This is a genomic window from Microbacterium sp. AG157 (genome assembly GCF_003385695.1).
GTDB classification, from domain to species: domain Bacteria; phylum Actinomycetota; class Actinomycetes; order Actinomycetales; family Microbacteriaceae; genus Microbacterium; species Microbacterium testaceum.
In genome coordinates this window covers 1,169,376-1,187,046 of the sequence record NZ_QRDK01000001.1, presented here as the reverse complement: position 1 = coordinate 1,187,046, position 17,671 = coordinate 1,169,376, and the positions used below count along the sequence as shown (strand labels likewise).

Sequence of the window (17,671 nt, the reverse complement as noted above, 5' to 3'; positions counted from 1 at the left end):
CCCCCACAGCCCGAGGATTTCCATGACCACTCGCCTCCGTCCTTTCCGGCGCCTTCTCGGCGTCGCCTCCGCCCTCACCGTCGGCGCCGTGCTGCTGAGCGGGTGCGGCGCCGCGTCGACCGCCGCTCCGGCCGCCGACGCCGAACCCCAGCCGGGTGGTGACCTCGTCTTCCTCATCGATTCGCTCGGCGCGACCTGGATTCCCAACAACAGCGCGATCTCGAGCTACCAGGGTCAGATCTGGGGCAACCTCACCGACAAGCTCGTCTACGTCGACGCCGAGGGGAACCTCAGCCCGTGGATCGCCGAGAGCTGGGACGAGAACGCCGACAAGACCGAGTTCACCCTGCACCTGAAGGAGGGCGTCACCTTCTCCGACGGCACGCCTCTGGATGCCGCCGCGGTCGTGGCGAACATCGACATCTGGGCGAAGGGACGACCCGATGACGGCATCAACCGCATCGGACTGTTCCCCTCGGCCAACTACGCCGGCGCCGAGGCGGTGGATGCCACGACGGTGAAGGTGTCGTTCTCGGCTCCCACCCTCAGCTTCATCCCGACGTTGGCGTACCACGGCTCGATCCTCATCTCGCCGGCCACTCTCGCTCTTCCCGCTGAGCAGCAGGCCGACCTCACGAAGGACATCGGCAGCGGTCCGTTCGTCGTCGAGAAGGTCGCCGAGGGCGACAGCGTCGTGCTGAAGAAGCGCGACGACTACGACTGGGGTCCCGAGGCCCTCGGCCACGAGGGCGCGGCCTACCTCGACACGATCACGTACAAGCAGGTCGCCGAGCCCACGCTCCGTACCGCTTCGGTGGAGTCGGGCCAGGCGCAGGTGGCGTACAACGCCAGTCCGCAGGACCTCGAGGCCCTGAAGCAGGAGGGGCTGACCGTCGAGACGCCCCGCTACCTCGGCTTCGTCAACGGCTACGCGCTGAACACGTCGGTGGCCCCCTTCGACGACCTCGCCGTGCGCCAGGCCGTGCAGCACGGCATCGACCGCGACGAGATCCTCTCGACCGTCTACACCCCCGACTGGCACGCGGCCGAGTCGCTGTTCCAGAGCACGGTGCCCGAGGCGACTGACCACAGCGCCGACTTCGCCTACGACCCCGACAAGGCCGCGGCGCTTCTCGACGAGGCCGGCTGGGCGAAGGGTGCCGACGGCGTCCGCACGAAGAACGGCCAGAAGCTGTCGTTCACGCTCTACCCGAACCCGTACCTGCAGGCTTCGCAGTCGGTCGACGAGCTCGTCGACCAGCAGCTGACGGCGCTCGGGTTCGAGGTGAACCTCGAGACCTACGACGTGCCGACGTACGGTCAGAAGGTGATCGGCAACGCGACGATCCCCGCGACCGAGATCACCCGCAGCTTCGTCGACGTCGGAACCGTCGCCGGCGTCCTCACCTCGCAGAAGAAGGGCGACGAAGACTGGTTCACGCTCGGTACCTCGGATGCCACGCTCAACGACCTGTCGACGCGCATCGCCACGGCCACCGACCGTGACGCCCGCGCGAAGGTCGCCGACGAGCTGCAGAGCTATGTGCTCGACCAGGGCTACTTCGTGCCGCTGACGCAGATCGTGCAGCGCGTCTACGTGCAGGCCCCCGACGTCAGCGGCGTGACCTACAACGGCCTCGCCTACGCGTACTACCTGGACGCCTGGCTCAACAGCTGACACCGGACGGGAGACGGATGCCGCGGCATCCGTCTCCTCGATCCGCTACAGCGAGACGAGAGGAGGAGAGCATGTTCCGCACGTACGGCCGATTCGTGCTGCGCCGCACGGGCCAGGCGCTCGTCGTCGTGCTGCTGGCGTACCTGTTCACGTTCTTCGTGATCAGCATCCTGCCCGGGGACCCGATCACGAGCACCTTGCGCAATCCCGACAACGGCTTCACCGAGGACGACATCGCCCGCATCGTGGCGTACTACGGCCTCGACCAGCCCTGGTGGGTGCAGCTCGGATCGTCGCTCGGACGCTTCGTGGTCGGCGACCTCGGTGTCTCGCTGCGATCGAACCTGCCCGTCAGCACTCTCGTGTTCGACGCGCTGGGGTCGACGCTGAGCCTCGCGGCCGTCGCGCTGCTGGTCGCCATCGTGCTCGCCGTCGCCATCGCGTACGGAACGCAGTTCCTGCCCGCGCGCTTCGGGCAGGGCGTGCTGCGGTCGCTGCCGTCGCTGTTCCTCTCCGTCCCGAACTTCGTGATCGGCCTGCTGCTGATCCACGTCTTCGCCTTCGGGCTCGGACTGTTCAGCATGATCGACACCGAGACGCCCTGGGGCACCTTCTTCGCGGCGGTGGCCCTCGGCATCCCCGTGTCGGCTCAGCTCGCCGAGGTGCTCATCGCCTCGCTCGATCACGAGTCACGGCAGGAGTACGTCGCCGTCGCGCGCTCGCGGGGACTCCGCCAGGCAGCGCTGTTCCTGCGTCACCTCGTGAAGCCCTCGGCGCTGCCGACGGTCACCGTTCTCGCACTCATCGTCGGAGAGCTCCTCGGCGGCGCGCTCATCACCGAAGCGATCTTCGGCCGCGTCGGCATCGGCACCCTGGTCGAGTCATCGGTGGCCAGCCAAGACCTCCCCGTGCTGCAGGCCGTGGTGTCGCTCGCCGCCATCGTCTTCGTCGTCGTCAACCTGCTCGCCGACCTCGCCTATCCGCTGCTCGACCCCCGCGTGTCCATCGGCTCGCGCGGGCGCGCGGTCACGGCGACCCCGCGCGAAGAGCCGGCGCCGCTGCTGCGGGAGGAGGTGAGCGTCGGATGACCGCCGCACTCGCCGCGCCGCCGCGCTCCGTCGCCGCCCGGGCCCGCGGCATCCGCCTCGCCGTTCCGTTCGGCGTCATCGTGTCGTTTGTCGTCGTGGCGGTGGTGCTGACGTTCTCGCTCGCGCCGACCCTGTTCACGTCGCAGAACCCTGCACAGGGCGTACCCGCCGACAAGTTGCAGCCGCCCAGCGCCGCGCATCTGCTCGGCACCGACCACCTCGGTCGTGACCTGTTCGCGCGCATCGTGTTCGGTGCGCAGTCGTCGGTGACAAGCGCCCTCGTCGCCGTGGCGATCGGCGTGGTCGTGGGCGGGCTCATCGGCCTGCTCGCGGGGTTCCTGGGGTCGTGGACCGACACGGTGCTCGCCCGTCTCATCGACGTGCTGCTCGCCATCCCCGCGTTCCTGCTCGCCGTCGTCATCGTCAGCTCGCTCGGTTTCCAGACCATCAACGCCGCGATCGCCACCGGCGTCTCGGCCGTCGCCGTGTTCGCCCGGGTGATGCGCTCCGAGGTGCTGCGCGTGCGCTCGTCGGTGTTCGTCGAGGCGGCGCGGTTGCAGGGCGGGTCGAGCCTGCACGTGCTGTTCCGGCACGTGCTGCCCAACGCGTCGCGCTCGCTCGTGCCCCTCGCGGTCCTGCAGTTCGGGCTGTCGATCCTCGTCATCGCGGGGCTCGCCTTCCTGGGCTACGGCGATCCGCCCCCGGCATCCGATTGGGGTCTGCTCATCTCAGCCGGCAAGGACTACCCGCGTGCGCCGTGGCTCGTCGTGTGGCCAGCCCTGGTCACCGTGGCGACGGTGTTGTCGATCAACCGCATCAGCCGGTGGCTTCGGAGGACGCCATGACCCTCACTCTCCCCTCGCGCGAACAGACACGGGCCGAGGCCGCACCCCTCCTGAGGGTGCGGGACCTCTCGGTGGCCTACGGACGAACCCCCGTGGTGCACGACGTGTCGTTCTCGATCCCGCACGGCGGCAGCCTTGCCCTCATCGGCGAGTCGGGGTCGGGAAAGTCGACGATCGCGCGATCCGTGCTGCGGCTGCTGCCCCGCGCGACCGGGCGGGCGAGCGGACGCGTCGAGTTCGCCGGCGACGAGGTGCTCGGGCTGAGTGAGGCGCGGTTCCGCCCTCTCCGCGGCCGGCGCCTCGGCTTCGTGCCCCAGGACCCGTCGAACGCGCTCAACCCGGTGCGCACCATCGGCTCGCAGGCGCACGAGGCCGCCGCGTTGTCGGGAATCACGGATGCCGGCGCGCAGCGCGACGCGATCCTCGACGTCTTCGCCCGCGTGGGCCTTCCCGATCCGCGCCGGGTCTACGGCTCGTATCCGCATCAGCTCTCGGGCGGCATGCTGCAGCGCGTGCTCATCGGTCTCGCGGTGCTGCCGCGACCCGAGCTGCTCGTCGCCGACGAGCCGACGAGCGCCCTCGACGTCACGATCCAGAAGCGCATCCTCGACCTGCTCGGCGACCTGCGCGAGGAGCTCGGCATCGGCCTGCTGCTCATCACGCACGACCTGGCCATCGCGGCCGAGCGCACCGACGAGATCGTCGTGCTGAAGGACGGGCGGGTGCAGGAGGCCGGCGCCACACGCGAGGTCTTCGCGGCGCCGACCTCGCCGTACACGGTGCAGCTGCAGGCCGACGCACCCGCGCTGAACCCCGACCGCTACCGGCGCGCTGACGAGCGCGGTGTCGACGCGTGGACCACCGACACCACCGCGACCCGCATCGAGGTGCGCGAGGTGTCGAAGAGCTTCGTGGTCGACGGGTCCGAGCGCGCGGCGGTGTCGGCGGTGTCGTTCCGCGTGCCGCCGGGCACCACCCACGCGCTCGTGGGGGAGTCGGGCTCGGGGAAGACCACGACGGTGCGGCTACTACTCGGACTCGAGACCCCCGACACGGGCGACATCGTCGTCGACGGCAAGCCCGCGACCGGACGCACCGAGGCGGAGCTCCGCGGCATCCGTCGCCACCTGCAGCTCGTGTACCAGAACCCCTTCACCTTGCTCGATCCCACCTGGACCGTGGGGCGGATCGTGCGTGAGCCGCTCGACCAGTACCGGGTCGGCACGCGCGCCGAGCGCGCGGCGAAAGTCACCGAGGCCCTGGACGCCGTGGGTCTGTCTCCGCAGCTCACCCGCCGTCGCCCCGACGCGCTGTCGGGCGGTCAGCGGCAGCGCGTCGCGATCGCCCGCGCCCTGGTGCTCGAACCCGACGTCATCGTGCTCGACGAGCCGACCTCGGCGCTCGACGTGACGGTGCAGGCGGGGGTGTTCGACGTGCTCCGCCGACTGCAGCGCGAACGCGGGCTGACCTACCTCTTCGTCTCGCACGACCTCGCGCTCGTGCGGCAGATCGCCGACACCGTCTCGGTGCTCAAAGACGGACGGGTCGTGGAGGCCGGGCGGGTGGCCGACGTGCTCTCGCACCCGCGCGAGGAGTACACACGGGCCCTCGTCGACGCGATCCCCACCCCCGACCCCCGGAGTCCCTCATGACCCTGCTCTTCCCGCCCCGCTCGCGTCCCGCGCTCATCGAGGCGTTCACCGCCCCGAAGGGCTTCGGCGATCAGACCCTGCGGGATCGCCGGCCCGATGCGATCGAGTTGCTCGGCGGCATCCCCGATCCCTCCGTCCTGCCGACCGCGGAGCTCGCCGAGGCGACGACCCGCGTACTCGCCCGACCTGGGGCGCCGTCACTGCAGTACTCGCGCACCGAGGGCATCCCGGCGCTGCGCGAGTGGATCGCCGCGCGCGAGGGCGTCGCCGTCGAGCGCGTGCTCATCACCAACGGCGGGTTCCACGGCCTCGCGATCGCCGTGCAGACGGTGCTCGAGCGCGGCGACCTCGTGGCGGTCGACAACCCCGTGTTCCCGCTGTTCCTGCGCGGGCTCGAGCTCGCGGATGCCCGCGTTCTGCCCATCCGCGTCGGGGCCGAGGGGCTCGACATCGACGCCCTCGCCGCCGAGCTGCGCGCCGGCGCCCGCCCGGCCGCGGTGTATACGGTTCCCGAGTTCCACAACCCCTCGCAGTCGTCGCTGCCGACCGCCCGGCGTCGCGAGCTCGTGGAACTGGCCGAGAAGTACGGCTTCGTCGTCTTCGCCGACGACCCGTATCGCGAACTGCGCTTCCACGGCGAGCCCGAGTCGCTCGCACCGTTCCACGACTCCGACCACGTCATCCACGTCAACACCTTCACGAAGACGCTGGGCCCGGGCCTGCGGCTCGGCTGGATCGTTCTTCCGGAGCGCCTGATCCCGGATGCCGTGGCCCTCCGCAGCCGCCAGGACTCGCACTCGTCGACCTTCGTGCAGGCCGTCGTGGCCGAGCTGCTGACCGGCGACGTGGGCGTCTTCGACCGGGTTCTCGGCGGTGCTCGAGCCCTGTACCGGGCGCGGGCGCACGCTCTGGCCGAGGCGCTCTCGGCATCGGGCTCCTTCGACGTCACCGTGCCGGACGGCGGCCTGTTCCTGTGGCCGCGCCTGACCGACGACTCCCTGGACGCCGACCGGCTCGCCGCCGCCGCGAGCGCCGAGGGGGTCGAGTACCAGCGCGGGTCGTTCTTCCCCTCGGGGCCGGGAACGGACGCCGACCGGCACCTGCGGCTGGCCTACGGCGACACGTCCGAGGAGCTGTTGGTGGAGGCGGCGGCGCGGCTGGCGCGGGCCGTAGCGCGGCAGCGCTGACGCGCCGCGTCGCCCTCTTGCTGGCGTTGAGCGTCCAAGACACCCGGACGTCTCGAGAATTCGTCCGGGTTTCTTGGACACTCAACGTGCCGCGCGGACGGCGGTGCGTCCGGGGCGTCAGGCTGACGGCTGCCACCCCAGCAGCGGCCCGAGGCGCCCCGCGATGTCCTCGAGGATCTGCACATAGTCGTCGGGCTCGAAAGCGAAGGGCAGCGCGAAGGCCACCTCGTCGACCCGCGGGAACGACCGCGACGACAGCAGCCGGTCGGCGATCTGCTCGGACGTGCCCACGAGATCCTCGGCGAACAGCAGCCCTTTCGGACCCTGGGGGATGCCGACGCGCCCGCGCCGCGACTCGGCGTACGCCTCGTACCGCCGGCGTTGTTCGGGTGTGGCGGTGTCGGTCGGCACGACGACGAGACCCTGTGACACCCGGGCGGTCTCGCCGTCGGGGTGCGTCTCGCGGTAGAGCTGGATCTGCGCGTCCTGCTCGACATCGAAGTCGGTCGAGTGCACCGACTGGATCACGCTGCTGGTGAGCAGGTGGAAGCCGTTCTCGGCTGCCCAGGTCGTCGAGGTCGGGCTGCCGGCGCCGTACCAGAGCCGGTCCGAGAGACCGGGGGAGTGGGGCTCGACGCGCTCCGAGTACTCCTCGATCCCCTCGGTGCCCGAGAACGGGCTGACCCGCTCGCCGGCGAGGAAGCGGCGTAGGCGTGAGAGGCGCTCGTATCCGAAGTCCTCGGCGTCGGCGGTGTCGGGGTACAGCGCCGGCGCGATCTCGTCGAGGTGGCGGGGCGGCCCCACCGAGAAGCCGGGCTCGAGGCGCCCGCCGGTCAGCACGTCGACGGTGGCGAGGTCTTCGGCGAGGCGCAGCGGGTTCTCCCACCCGAGCGGGATGACAGCGGTACCCAGGCGGATGCGGCTCGTGCGCTGGGATGCCGCGGCGAGCACCGCCACGGGCGAGGAGATGCCGTACTGCAGGTGCCGGTCGCGCAGCCACGCGCTGTCGAAGCCGAGGCGCTCGCCGCGCTCGATGATCGACAGCGTGGTCTCGTGCCCGGCGCGCGGGTTCTCGCGATCGAAGAGGCCGATGGTGAGGAAGCCGAGGGAGCGGAGAGCGCGGGTCACCCCGCCACGCTAACGGCGCCGGCGACCGATCGAGGCCGCATCGTCACGGTCCGTCATCGCCGGGCCGAGCGGGCACAGGAGGGGATCGGATGCTGCCGCTCGAGGTGGCATCCGTCACCGAATCGGCGGCTGAACCCCTTCGCTCGCGCGCCCGTCCCTGCGAACCCGAGGCGTGTTCGTGACTGATGTGCCAGGCTCCGAGCCTTTCGGGCACGCGACCGGCGTCAGCGAAGCGAGGCGGCGGAGGAGCGAGGGCGCGCCCCCGACGAGTCCACGGAGTCCCGATTGGCCGCTCCGCCGCGCGTCCGTGGGCGGTCAGAATCGGACCCATGCTGCCCTCCCGAGACCCTCACGATCGTCCGGCCGAACTCGCCGTCCTCGCAGACGCCGACCGTCGCGCCCAGGACTACGTCGCGGCCATCGGCTCACGACCGGTCTACCCGTCGGTTCATGCGCGGGAGGCGCTCAGCGGATTCGATGAGGAGTTGTCCGCGGCCGGTCACGATGAGCGCTCGACCATCGCCCTGCTCGATGAACTCGGCTCGGCAGCCGCCGTCGAGTCGAACGGGGCGCGCTACTTCGGTTTCGTCGTCGGCGCGACGCTCCCCGTCGCGGCGGCGGCCGATCGCCTCGCCCTGGCGTGGGACAACACGGCATCCACCCCACTCGGCTCGCCCGCGACCAGCGCGATCGAAGCGATCGCCGCTCGCTGGGTCGTCGAGGTTCTCGATCTGCCGCGCGACAGCGCCGTCGGGTTCTCTACCAGCGCGGGCGCCGGGACGGTCGCGATCCTCGCCACCGCTCGGCAGCACGTGCTGGCACAGCTCGGGTGGGACGTCGCGCGTCGCGGGCTGACCGGTGCACCCCCGGTGCGGGTCGTCGCGAGCGAACTCGCGCACGTCGTCGTGCGCAAGGCTCTGCGCGTCCTCGGTTTCGGCTCGGACCTCGTCGAGTGGGTCCGCACCGATGAATACGGACGCATCGACCCCGACGCCCTCCCCGCGGTCGACGCGAGCACGATCGTGATCCTGCAGGCCGGCGAGGTCAACACGGGCGAGTTCGACCCGTTCGAACCGATCATGCAGAAGGTGCGGGCGAGCGCCGGGTGGATCCACGTCGACGGAGCGTTCGGTCTGTGGGCGCGGGCCTCGCGTCTTCGACCGCTCACCGACGGCATCGACCGGGCCGATTCGTGGACCGTCGACGGGCACAAATGGTTGAACACGCCCTACGACAGCGCCGTCAGCATCGTCCGGAACCGCGACTCGGTGAACGCGGCTCTGCACTCCGATGCGACATATGCCCCGTCGACCGACGACGCGCAGAAGAATCTGACCCTGGAGTTCTCGCGGCGGGCACGCGGCATCCCGATCTGGGCGGCCCTGCGCACGCTGGGTCGAGACGGCGTGGCCGAACTCGTCGAGAACTCGACCGCGACGGCCACGCGGATCGCCGACGGTCTCCGCGGGGCCGGCTACACGGTGCTCAATCGCGTCGTGCTGAACCAGGTGCTGGCACGAGCCGGGTCCGCCGAGGAGACGGCGCGCATCGTGGCCGCCGCCCAAGCCAGCGGCCACACGTGGTTCGGCGCGACCGTCTGGCGGGGAGAACCGGCGTTCCGCATCTCGGTGTCGTCGTGGCGGACGCGCGCGGAGGACGCGGACGCTCTCGTCGAACTGCTGGCGGGACTCGCGCGAGCCTGAACAGGCGCTTGCGGTGCGCTCATCTGGTGGGAGCGCAGCTACGCTCGCGTACGATCCCCTTCGTGATCGCGCGTGAAATCGGTTCGGGTCGCCCCCTCGTCGCTTTGCACGGATTCGGTGTGGACCACCGGATCATGCTGCCGCTCGCCGAGTGGATCGGAGACGCGCCGTGGCGCTTGGTGCTGCTCGACCTGCCCTGGGCGGAGTCGGCAGCGCGGGGAGCGACGGTGTCGAGTACCCGGGAGGTGGCGTACGGCGTCCTCGCCGAGATCGACGATCATCTGGGCGATGAGCCCTTCGCTGTCATCGGCAACTCCTACGGGGCGATGCTCGCCCGCCACGTCGCGCACGAACGTCGTCCGCGTGTGCGGGGCCTGGCCACCCTGGCGGGCGTATTCCGCCCGGCGCATCACGAGCGGAGCGTCCCCGAACGCACCGTGGTCCACGTCGAGTCGCCGGTCCTCGACGCTGCGGGCGACGCTCGCGAGGCCTTCGAAGAGATCAGCGTCATTCAGGATGCCGCGTCGTTCGCCGCCTTCCAGCGGTACGTCCTGCCGGGTCTGCGCGGGGCCGACACCACGGTCATGGACCGCATCGCCGCCGACTACGCAATCGATGGCGTGCCGGAGGAGCGGTATCCCGAACCGTTCACCGCGCCGACCCTGCACGTGTTCGGCCGTCAGGACGACGTCGTCGGGTACGAGGACGGTCTCGCCCTGCGGGAGCACTACCCGCGCGGGAGCTTCGTCGTGCTCGACGGGGCCGGTCACAACGTGCACCTCGAACAGCCCGACGTCACCGGGGCGCTCTTCCGCGAGTGGCTCGCCCGCATGGATCGCTGAGCGGCGCATGCCCCGTATTACCCGACGTTTCCGCCTGCTCTCGGCACGCGTGTGACCCCGGCGATACTGGCGTCATGACGGCGGCGCACCCCACGTGGACGATCGAACGCGTCGACTGGCACGACGAGCGCGCCGTCGCTCTGCGCACAGCGATGGACGAAGAGATCGGCCCCCGCTACGCCCCGGTCTTCGCCGCCTTCGACGACGAGACGCAGGCGGTCCTGGCGGAGGACTTCGCGGTTGATCCGGCGACGATCGTCGACGTGATCCTCGTCCACGATGCCGCCGGGGAACCGGTGGGGCACGCGGCCCTGCGCGCGCTCGGGACCGATCTCGAGGTCAAGCGCGTCTTCGTCGATCGGCGTGCCCGCGGGCAGGGCGCCAGCCGAGCGCTCATGTCGGAGCTCGAGCGTCTCGCCCTCGCGCGCGGGGTGTCGCGACTGATCCTGCAGACCGGCGATCGTCAGCCCGAGGCCATCGCGCTGTACGAGCGCATCGGCTACCACGCGATCGAGACCTTCCCGCCCTACGTCCGCTTCCCCGCGTCGCGCTGCTTCGCGAAGTCGCTCCCCTCGTGAGCGTCTCGCCTTTCGCCGGCTGACCGTGCTGACCGGCGGCAGCGCGGCTTCGCCGGCCCGCCCCGCCGACTCGGCTCCCGCCCTGCTCGCGCGGCATTCACGCGGTGACGGCCGACCCGTGTCGTCTACGACAGCAGACCGAGGGATGCCACGCTCCGCGGCATCCCTCCTCTGACGGGACCGACTCAGCGGGTGCTTCGGTGGCGTGCCAGGAACGCGAGGATGCGCCGGGCGACCTCGGGCGCCGCGGTGAACTGCACGAGGTGGCGGTGACCGGGGACGATGTCGACCGTGCCGTCGGCGGCGAGGGTGCCCAAGCGCTGCGCCCACGACTGTTGCGCGATCGGGTCGTCGGCGCCGCGCACGACGAGCAGGGGTGCCGTGAGGAGGGGAATCCGGTCCTCGATCGGGTAGCCCAGCATGTGCCGCGCCTGGCGGGCGTACCAGACGGGGCCGCAGCGCAGGTAGTCGGTGCAGACGAGGGCGTTTGGCCGGGGCGGCTCGAGGACGGAGTCGCGGGTCAGCAGCAGGGCCTGGACCAGGGCGTTGCGCCTCCGATCGTCGGTGACGGGCCCGATCGCGACGACCGCGTCCGCGAGGTCGGGACGCTGCACCCCCAGCTCCACGACCCACTGCGCGCCCATCGAGTGGCCCACGAGCACCGCGGACCCGACGCCGAGATCGTCGAGCACGCGGCCCAGCGCCCTCGCGACGTCGGCGATGTCGGCGGCCCGTCGCGGTTTGGGCAGCCCGCCGAAGCCCGGTAGATCGATGGTGTGCACCTCGGCATCCCGCGCCAGTTCGTCGTGAAGGCGGGTCAGGTAGCGGTGCGACATTCCGATGCCGTGGATGAGCACGAAGACCGGGCGTCCTTCGCGGCGGCTGGAGAACGACCGGAACGCGAGCCCGTGCACCGCATGGTCGCGAACTGATTTCCCCGTCACGGATGCGACCGTATGCCCGCCGCGACGAGGGCGGGTGAGGCTTGCGCGCCCCCGTTTCGATCGGATCCCCCCGAGCGACCGGCGCGCCCCGCGCCGTCAGAGGTCGAAGCCGAACGCCCGCAGATCGAGGAACCGGCCCGGTTCCACCTCGACCGGGTGCTCGCGCTCGGTGAGGCGGCGGAAGCCGAGCTTCAGGTAGAGCGCGTGCGCGCCGAGCATCTCGGGGCCGCTGTTCATGACCACGCGGTGCGCCCCTCTCTCTCGAGCGAGCCCGATCACGTGCCGGGTGAGCGCCTCTCCGACGCCGCGCCCGCGCGCCGAGGGGGCGACCGCGAGCTGACGGAAATCGAGCTCGCCCTCCTCGGCGAGCTCGGAGAGGCGCTCGCCGGGGCGCGGCGTCCACACCGTCCCGACGATCTCCTCACCGTCGAGCGCAACCCAGACCTCGCCCAGCGCGACGCGCCCGTCGACGTCGGCGAGCGACGAGAGGTAGCTGTCGGTGAGCCCGTCATAGCTCTGCCGATACGCCTCGGCGGTGACGCGGCCGGCCTCGGTGTGCTCGTGCGGGGCGACGAGCCGGATGGTCGGTGACGAGACGGGCGAGGTGGTCATGGCATCCATTCCATCAGGCGTGCTGGGGGCCCGGTCTCGGAAGACCGGGCCCCCAGAGGATTCAGGACTTCGGGAGTCCCGGGGGGTTGATCTGTGAGGTCTCGATGCCCTCGGATGTGAGGTTCCACGCCTTCAGCACCTTGGCGTACGTGCCGTTCGCGATCAGGTCGTTCAGCACGATCTGCACGGGCTCGACGAGTCCGTTGCCCTTCTTGGTGCCCGCCGCGATGTCGGCCTGCAGCGGGTAGCCGCCCGGGACGACGCCCACGATCTTGGTCTCACCCGTGTCGCGCGCGGCCCACGCGGCGGTGGCGTTCGGACCGAAGGTCGCGTCGACTCGACCCGACAGCAGGGCGAGGGTCGAGGCGGCGGTGTCGTCGTAGTACTGCAGGTCGGCGGGAGCCTTGCCGGCCGCGACGAGCTCTTCGTTCCAGTTCAGCAGCACCTTCTCTTGGTTGGTGCCCGAGCCGACCACGATCTTCAGGCCCGAGATGTCGTCGGCGGTCTCGATCTTCGCGATCGAGCTGTCGGCGCGGACGGCGAAGCCCAGCAGGTCTTGGCGGTAGCTGGCGAAGTCGTACAGCTCTTTCCGCTCCTCGGTCACCGTGACGTTGGCGGTGATGAGGTCATACTTTCCCGACTGGATGCCGAGCGGCCAATCCGCCCACGCCACCACGACGGGGTTGTACTCGAGGCCGAGACCCTCGGCGATGAGCGAGCCGATGTTGGGCTCGGTCCCCGAGGGCAGCGTCTCTCCCTCGGGCACATAGCTCAGCGGCGGCACGAACGCGCCGACGGCGACCGTCAGCTTGCCCGGTTCGATGGGCGTGAACCCGCTCGCCTTGAGCGCGGCGACGGCCTCGGGAACGGCGTCGGTGTGCACCCACTCCGCCGGGGCGTTCGAGGCGGATGCCGAGGGCTCGGGCGCCGCGACCGCGTCGGCCGGGCGGGTGAGGCCGATGGTGACGCCGACGCCGACGACGGCGACGACCGCTGCGGCGATCACGCCGATCGCGATGCCCTGCTTCTTACTGAGTGCCATGCTGTGTCTCCTGTGGTGGTGCGGGTTGGATGCCGCGGCGGCGGTGTCGGCGCCGCGGTTTCGGGTACGGGTGGGAGCGGGCCCCCGCGTGGCGAGGCCCGAGAGGGGTGGGGTCAGCCGAGCACCTTCGCGAGGAACTCGCGCGTGCGCGGATGCTGCGGTCGCGAGAGCACCTCATCGGGGGTGCCCTGCTCGACGAGACGGCCCTGGTCGAGGAAGACCACCCGGTCGGCGACCTCGCGGGCGAAGCCGATCTCGTGCGTGACGATCACGAGGGTCGTGCCGAGCTTCGCGAGGTCGCGGATGACATCGAGCACCTCGCCCACGAGCTCGGGGTCGAGAGCGCTCGTCGGCTCATCGAACAGGAGCACCTTGGGCTGCAGGGCGAGGGCGCGGGCGATCGCGACGCGCTGCTGCTGGCCGCCGGACAGCTGCCGCGGATAGGCGTCGGCCTTCTCGGCCAGGCCCACCCGCTCGAGCAGGCCGAGAGCCAGCTCACGCGCCTCGCCTCTGCCCAGGCGTTTGAGCGCGAGAGGTGCCTCGGTGATGTTCTCGAGGGCGGTGAGGTGCGGGAAGAGGTGGAAGTTCTGGAAGACGATGCCCACCTGCGTGCGACGCTGGAGGATCTCGCGCTCGCGCAGCTCGTGCAGTCTGCCGTGACGCAGCTCGTAACCGATGAACTCGCCGTCGACCGTGACCGAGCCGGCATCCACCGTCTCGAGGTGGTTGATGGTGCGTAGCAGAGTCGACTTTCCCGAACCGCTCGGGCCGAGCAGGGCCACGACCTCTCCGGGCTGCACGGTCAGGTCGATGCCCTTCAGCACCTCGACCCCGTGGAAGCTCTTGTGCACGTTGTGCACCTCGACGAGCCCGCTCGTCGCCGTGACCGCGGTCATGCCCGAGCTCCCTTCGCGGCGGTGGGTGTCTCGGCATCCGTTCCCCCCGGTGGAGCGGGGGAGTCACCGAGGCGCGCCCACTGCGTGCGCACCCAGGTGCGGGCGCGCTGCACGGGAGTCGGCGGCAGCGCCCGAGCGGACCCGCGGGCGTAGTACCGCTCGATGTAGTACTGCGCGATGCTCAGGATCGTCGTGATCAGCGTGTACCAGACGACCGCGACGAGCAGCAGCGGGATCACGCGGCTGTTGCGGTTGTAGATGACCTGCACCGCGTAGAACAGCTCGGGGATCGCGATGACGAACACGACCGACGCGCCCTTGACCAGGCCGATGATCTCGTTCGTCGCGTTGGGCACGATCGAGCGCATGGCCTGCGGCAGGATGATCCGGAACAGACGACGGGATGCCGGGATGCCGAGCGCCGCAGCCGCCTCGTGCTGACCGGGGTCGACCGAGACGAGGCCGCCGCGGATGATCTCGGCCGAATACGCCGCCTGGTGCAGGCCGAGTCCGAGAATCGCGGCGGCGAAGGCGCTGACCAGCTGGACCGTCGGGAACTCCACGATCCAGAAATCGGTCGTGAACGGGGTGCCCAGGCCCAGGGTCGGGTACAGGTACCCCAGGTTGTACCAGACGATGATCTGCACGACGAGGGGCACCGACCGGAAGAACCAGATGTAGCCCCACGCCACCCCGCTCAGCAGCGGAGACGCCGACAGCCGGCCGAGGGCCAGCAGCGTGCCCAGTGAGAAGCCGACGACGGCCGAGATCGCCGTGAGCGACAGCGTGTAGCCGATGCCGATCAGCACGGGCTCCGAGAAGAAGTACTGCGCGAAGGTGCCCCAGAGGTAGCGGTCGTTGGTGACGAGACTCCACACGAACTGCGCCACGACGAACAGCAGCAGGCCGCTGAGGATCCAACGCCACCAGTGGCGTGTGGGGACGACGGCGATCGTGCCGAGGTCGACCTTGTCGCGGGCCGTCGTGGGCGCGGTGTCTCGCGCGGCGGTGGGACCGGTGGTCGGGCGGTCGGCGGGGGCCGGCGCGGTGGTGGTCATGGCGTGCTCCTGGGCTTCCGGATCGGCGGGATGCCGGTGGGTGACCGAAACGCTATGACGGCCCGCGCGCACCGCCGAGCGGGCGTTTCACACGTCGAAACGCCCCGCCACGGGCCGAAACCCGGGGGCATGCGGGGTAACACGCTGGACGCGCGACGGCTCGGGGCGTTACCGTCGCCGGTTTGGCGGCGGGCTGCCGTGCCCAATTCCGGAGAAGTGGCGCGCTGCGGCGACTTTCGGGGCGGATGCCGGCGTGCTCGCGTGGATTCTCGGGAGTTACGCACGCGACCTGCGCGCGACTCGAGCACCGGGGAGCCGCCACGGCGGCGTGCTGAACTCCGGAGAAGTGGCGCGCTGCGGCGGCTTTCGGCTCCGGAACGAGCCTTTCCGCCCGGATTCTCAGGAGTTCGGCACGCCCGCCCGCCGCTACGCGTCGCGCAGGATCCGCGCGGTCACCCGCGTGCCGAAATACAGCGCCTCCACCGGCACGCACTCGTCGGCCGTGTGGAACTGCCCGAACACGTCGAAGTCGGCGGGCACGCGCAGCGGCACGAAGCCGTAGCCCCGGATGCCGAGACGACTGAGGTGCTTGTTGTCGGTGCTGGCGGGCAGCAGGTACGGCACGACGGTGCCGTCGGGGTCTTCGGCGGTCACGGCATCCTGCAGCACGTCGATCAGCCGCCCCTCTGCCGGAGCCTCGATCGCCGGGATGTCGCGCGTCCACGTGACCTCGATGTCGTCGCCGACGACGGCCGCGAGCTGCTCCCGCACTGCATCGGCCTGCCCCGGCACGATGCGCACGTCGAGTGCCGCGCTCGCCGAGGCGGGGATGACGTTGATCTTGCCCCCGGCCGCGAGCACGGTCGGCGAGACCGTGTTGCGCGCTCCCGCATCGATGACGGATGCCGAGAACCCCAGGCGCGACAGGTCGTCGCCGTCGAGGGGCTCGCCGCTGGCGCGTCCGTAGACCTCGAGGAAGCGCTCGAGCGTCGCGGTCCGCACGACCGGGAAGCGGTGATCGCCGATCGCCGCGACGGCGCGCGCGACGCGCACCACGGCGTTGTCGGCGGTGGGTCGGGAGCCGTGCGCCGCAGCCCCACGCGCGGTCAGGGTGGCGACCGTCACGCCTTTTTCGGCGGTCGCGACGAGATAGGCGCGGCGGTCATCGGGCAGCGGGATCGAGAAGCCGCCCACCTCGCTCAGCGCCTCGGTCGCGCCCTCGAAGAGCTCCGGGCGGTTCTCGACGATCCACCGTGCGCCCCACACGCCTCCGGCCTCCTCGTCGGCGAAGAACGCGAAGATGAGGTCGCGCCGCGGAACGACGCCGTCGCGCCGGAACGCGCGCGCGATCGCGAGCAGCATCCCCGCGAAGTCCTTCATGTCGACCGCCCCGCGGCCGTACAGGATGCCGTCGTGGATCTCGGCCCCGAACGGCGGGTACGTCCAGTCCTCGGCGTCGACCGGCACGACGTCGAGGTGGGCATGGGCGACGAGGGCTCCGGCATCCGGATCCGAACCGGGCAACCGTGCGATGACGCTCGCCCGACCCGGCCGGGGTTCGACCAGGACCGTCTCGTACCCGACCTCGTCGAGACGCTTCTTCACGTAGAGCGCGGCGCGCGTCTCGCCGTCACCGATCGTGGCCGCGTCGCCCGTGTTGACGCTGTCGATGCGGATGAGCGCGCGGATGTGCTCGAGCGCTTCAGTTTCGAGCGGGCCCGGCTCTGGCGTGTCGTGCCCGTCGGGCTGGGGCGAGGGCGCGTCGGTCACGGGGTCAGTGCTGGTGCGGGCGGGCGTCGTCGGCGAGCTTGAACGCCAGGCGTCCGTGCGCGTAGCCACCGCCCGCGCGGATGGCGGTCGCGACCCAGGCGGCTTCGGCGAGCTCGGCCTCGGTGGCGCCGGCCTTCACGGCGTTCTGCGAGTGACCGTCGATGCAGTACACGCACTGGGTCGTGATACCGACGGCCAGGGCGATGAGCTCGCGGTACTTCAGCGGGATCGCGCGGCCCTCGGGCGCGAACACGGCCTGATCGAACGCGGCGAACGCGGCGAGGATGTCGGGCGTCTCGGCCTTGTAGACCTTGGTGTACGTCTTGTCAGCGGTGCGATCGAAGTACTCGGACATGGGGCCTCCCGGCGGCGTGAGCGGTGCGGATATGTCGCATCCACGGTGCCACGCGGGGCCGCCCCGACCGGCGGTCGTGCGTCATACGGTGACACACCGGTGCGATCAGGGCTGCGGCTTAGGCCAGGTGAGGTCGTACCAGCGCAGCTCGTAGCCGGACGGGATCTCGCCGGTCTCGTAATAGTGGAAGAAGATATCGGTCGCTTCGTCGAGTGCGAAGACCTCGTCGGGATACACGGTGGCCTTCCGTGTGCCGTCGAAGAAGGGGATGTCGACGGAGGGCTCTCCGGAGT

General features: G+C 70.7%; 17 protein-coding genes. 8 read left to right on the top strand and 9 right to left on the bottom strand.

Annotated features, from left to right (window positions below; all coding sequences use genetic code 11):
• Positions 1-22: 22 nt before the first annotated feature.
• The 5 genes from DEU35_RS05650 (at position 23) to DEU35_RS05630 (ending at position 6,450) form a co-directional block, all read left to right on the top strand.
• Positions 23-1,678 (top strand): ABC transporter substrate-binding protein, encoded by a 1,656-nt coding sequence (locus tag DEU35_RS05650; RefSeq protein ID WP_116238831.1) that lies wholly within the window; start codon positions 23-25, stop codon positions 1,676-1,678.
• 71 nt (positions 1,679-1,749) lie between these two features.
• Positions 1,750-2,766 (top strand): ABC transporter permease, encoded by a 1,017-nt coding sequence (locus tag DEU35_RS05645; protein WP_116238830.1) that lies wholly within the window; start codon positions 1,750-1,752, stop codon positions 2,764-2,766.
• Entirely contained in the window at positions 2,763-3,611 is an 849-nt protein-coding gene (locus DEU35_RS05640; protein ID WP_116238829.1) for an ABC transporter permease, read from the top strand. Before DEU35_RS05645 ends, DEU35_RS05640 begins: the two co-directional genes overlap by 4 nt.
• A complete protein-coding gene (locus DEU35_RS05635) occupies positions 3,608-5,263 on the top strand; it encodes an ABC transporter ATP-binding protein (protein WP_116238828.1) in 1,656 nt (551 codons plus the stop codon). Before DEU35_RS05640 ends, DEU35_RS05635 begins: the two co-directional genes overlap by 4 nt.
• The gene (locus tag DEU35_RS05630) at positions 5,260-6,450 is read left to right on the top strand and encodes a PLP-dependent aminotransferase family protein (RefSeq protein WP_116238827.1); all 1,191 of its coding nucleotides are present in this window, start codon (positions 5,260-5,262) and stop codon (positions 6,448-6,450) included. The genes DEU35_RS05635 and DEU35_RS05630 overlap by 4 nt, the downstream gene beginning before the upstream one ends.
• 117 nt (positions 6,451-6,567) lie before the next feature.
• Here the strand turns inward: DEU35_RS05630 and DEU35_RS05625 are convergent, their stop codons facing one another.
• Positions 6,568-7,578, bottom strand: a complete 1,011-nt coding sequence (locus DEU35_RS05625; RefSeq protein WP_116238826.1) for an LLM class flavin-dependent oxidoreductase — start codon at positions 7,576-7,578, stop codon at positions 6,568-6,570.
• 329 nt (positions 7,579-7,907) lie between these two features.
• Between DEU35_RS05625 and DEU35_RS05620 the strand changes: the two genes are divergently transcribed.
• The 3 genes from DEU35_RS05620 to DEU35_RS05610 all read left to right on the top strand — a co-directional run bounded on the left by DEU35_RS05620 (position 7,908) and on the right by DEU35_RS05610 (position 10,701).
• Positions 7,908-9,281 (top strand): pyridoxal-dependent decarboxylase, encoded by a 1,374-nt coding sequence (locus DEU35_RS05620; protein WP_116238825.1) that lies wholly within the window; start codon positions 7,908-7,910, stop codon positions 9,279-9,281.
• 62 nt (positions 9,282-9,343) lie between these two features.
• Positions 9,344-10,123, top strand: coding sequence for an alpha/beta fold hydrolase (locus tag DEU35_RS05615; RefSeq protein WP_103207022.1), 780 nt, complete (start codon positions 9,344-9,346; stop codon positions 10,121-10,123).
• Positions 10,124-10,197: 74 nt separating this feature from the next.
• Complete coding sequence (locus tag DEU35_RS05610; protein ID WP_103207021.1) at positions 10,198-10,701, top strand: GNAT family N-acetyltransferase; 504 nt, start codon at positions 10,198-10,200, stop codon at positions 10,699-10,701.
• A gap of 185 nt (positions 10,702-10,886) precedes the next feature.
• Here DEU35_RS05610 and DEU35_RS05605 read toward each other — a convergent pair whose 3' ends face one another.
• The 8 genes from DEU35_RS05605 to DEU35_RS17035 form a co-directional block, all read right to left on the bottom strand.
• Complete coding sequence (locus DEU35_RS05605; RefSeq protein ID WP_258873345.1) at positions 10,887-11,645, bottom strand: alpha/beta fold hydrolase; 759 nt, start codon at positions 11,643-11,645, stop codon at positions 10,887-10,889.
• Between the two features lie 96 nt (positions 11,646-11,741).
• Positions 11,742-12,257 (bottom strand): GNAT family N-acetyltransferase, encoded by a 516-nt coding sequence (locus DEU35_RS05600; protein ID WP_103207020.1) that lies wholly within the window; start codon positions 12,255-12,257, stop codon positions 11,742-11,744.
• 61 nt (positions 12,258-12,318) lie between these two features.
• A complete protein-coding gene (locus tag DEU35_RS05595) occupies positions 12,319-13,299 on the bottom strand; it encodes an ABC transporter substrate-binding protein (protein ID WP_116238824.1) in 981 nt (326 codons plus the stop codon).
• A gap of 113 nt (positions 13,300-13,412) precedes the next feature.
• Positions 13,413-14,195, bottom strand: a complete 783-nt coding sequence (locus DEU35_RS05590) for an amino acid ABC transporter ATP-binding protein (RefSeq protein WP_116238823.1) — start codon at positions 14,193-14,195, stop codon at positions 13,413-13,415.
• The gene (locus DEU35_RS05585; RefSeq protein WP_116238822.1) at positions 14,192-15,253 is read right to left on the bottom strand and encodes an amino acid ABC transporter permease; all 1,062 of its coding nucleotides are present in this window, start codon (positions 15,251-15,253) and stop codon (positions 14,192-14,194) included. The genes DEU35_RS05590 and DEU35_RS05585 overlap by 4 nt, the downstream gene beginning before the upstream one ends.
• Before the next feature lie 426 nt (positions 15,254-15,679).
• A complete protein-coding gene (locus DEU35_RS05580) occupies positions 15,680-17,023 on the bottom strand; it encodes a M20/M25/M40 family metallo-hydrolase (RefSeq protein WP_103207016.1) in 1,344 nt (447 codons plus the stop codon).
• A gap of 4 nt (positions 17,024-17,027) precedes the next feature.
• Entirely contained in the window at positions 17,028-17,378 is a 351-nt protein-coding gene (locus DEU35_RS05575) for a carboxymuconolactone decarboxylase family protein (protein WP_055959812.1), read from the bottom strand.
• A 105-nt stretch (positions 17,379-17,483) separates the two neighbouring features.
• Positions 17,484-17,671 (bottom strand): hypothetical protein (locus tag DEU35_RS17035; protein ID WP_396652081.1); only part of this gene is annotated, 188 nt, incomplete at its 5' end.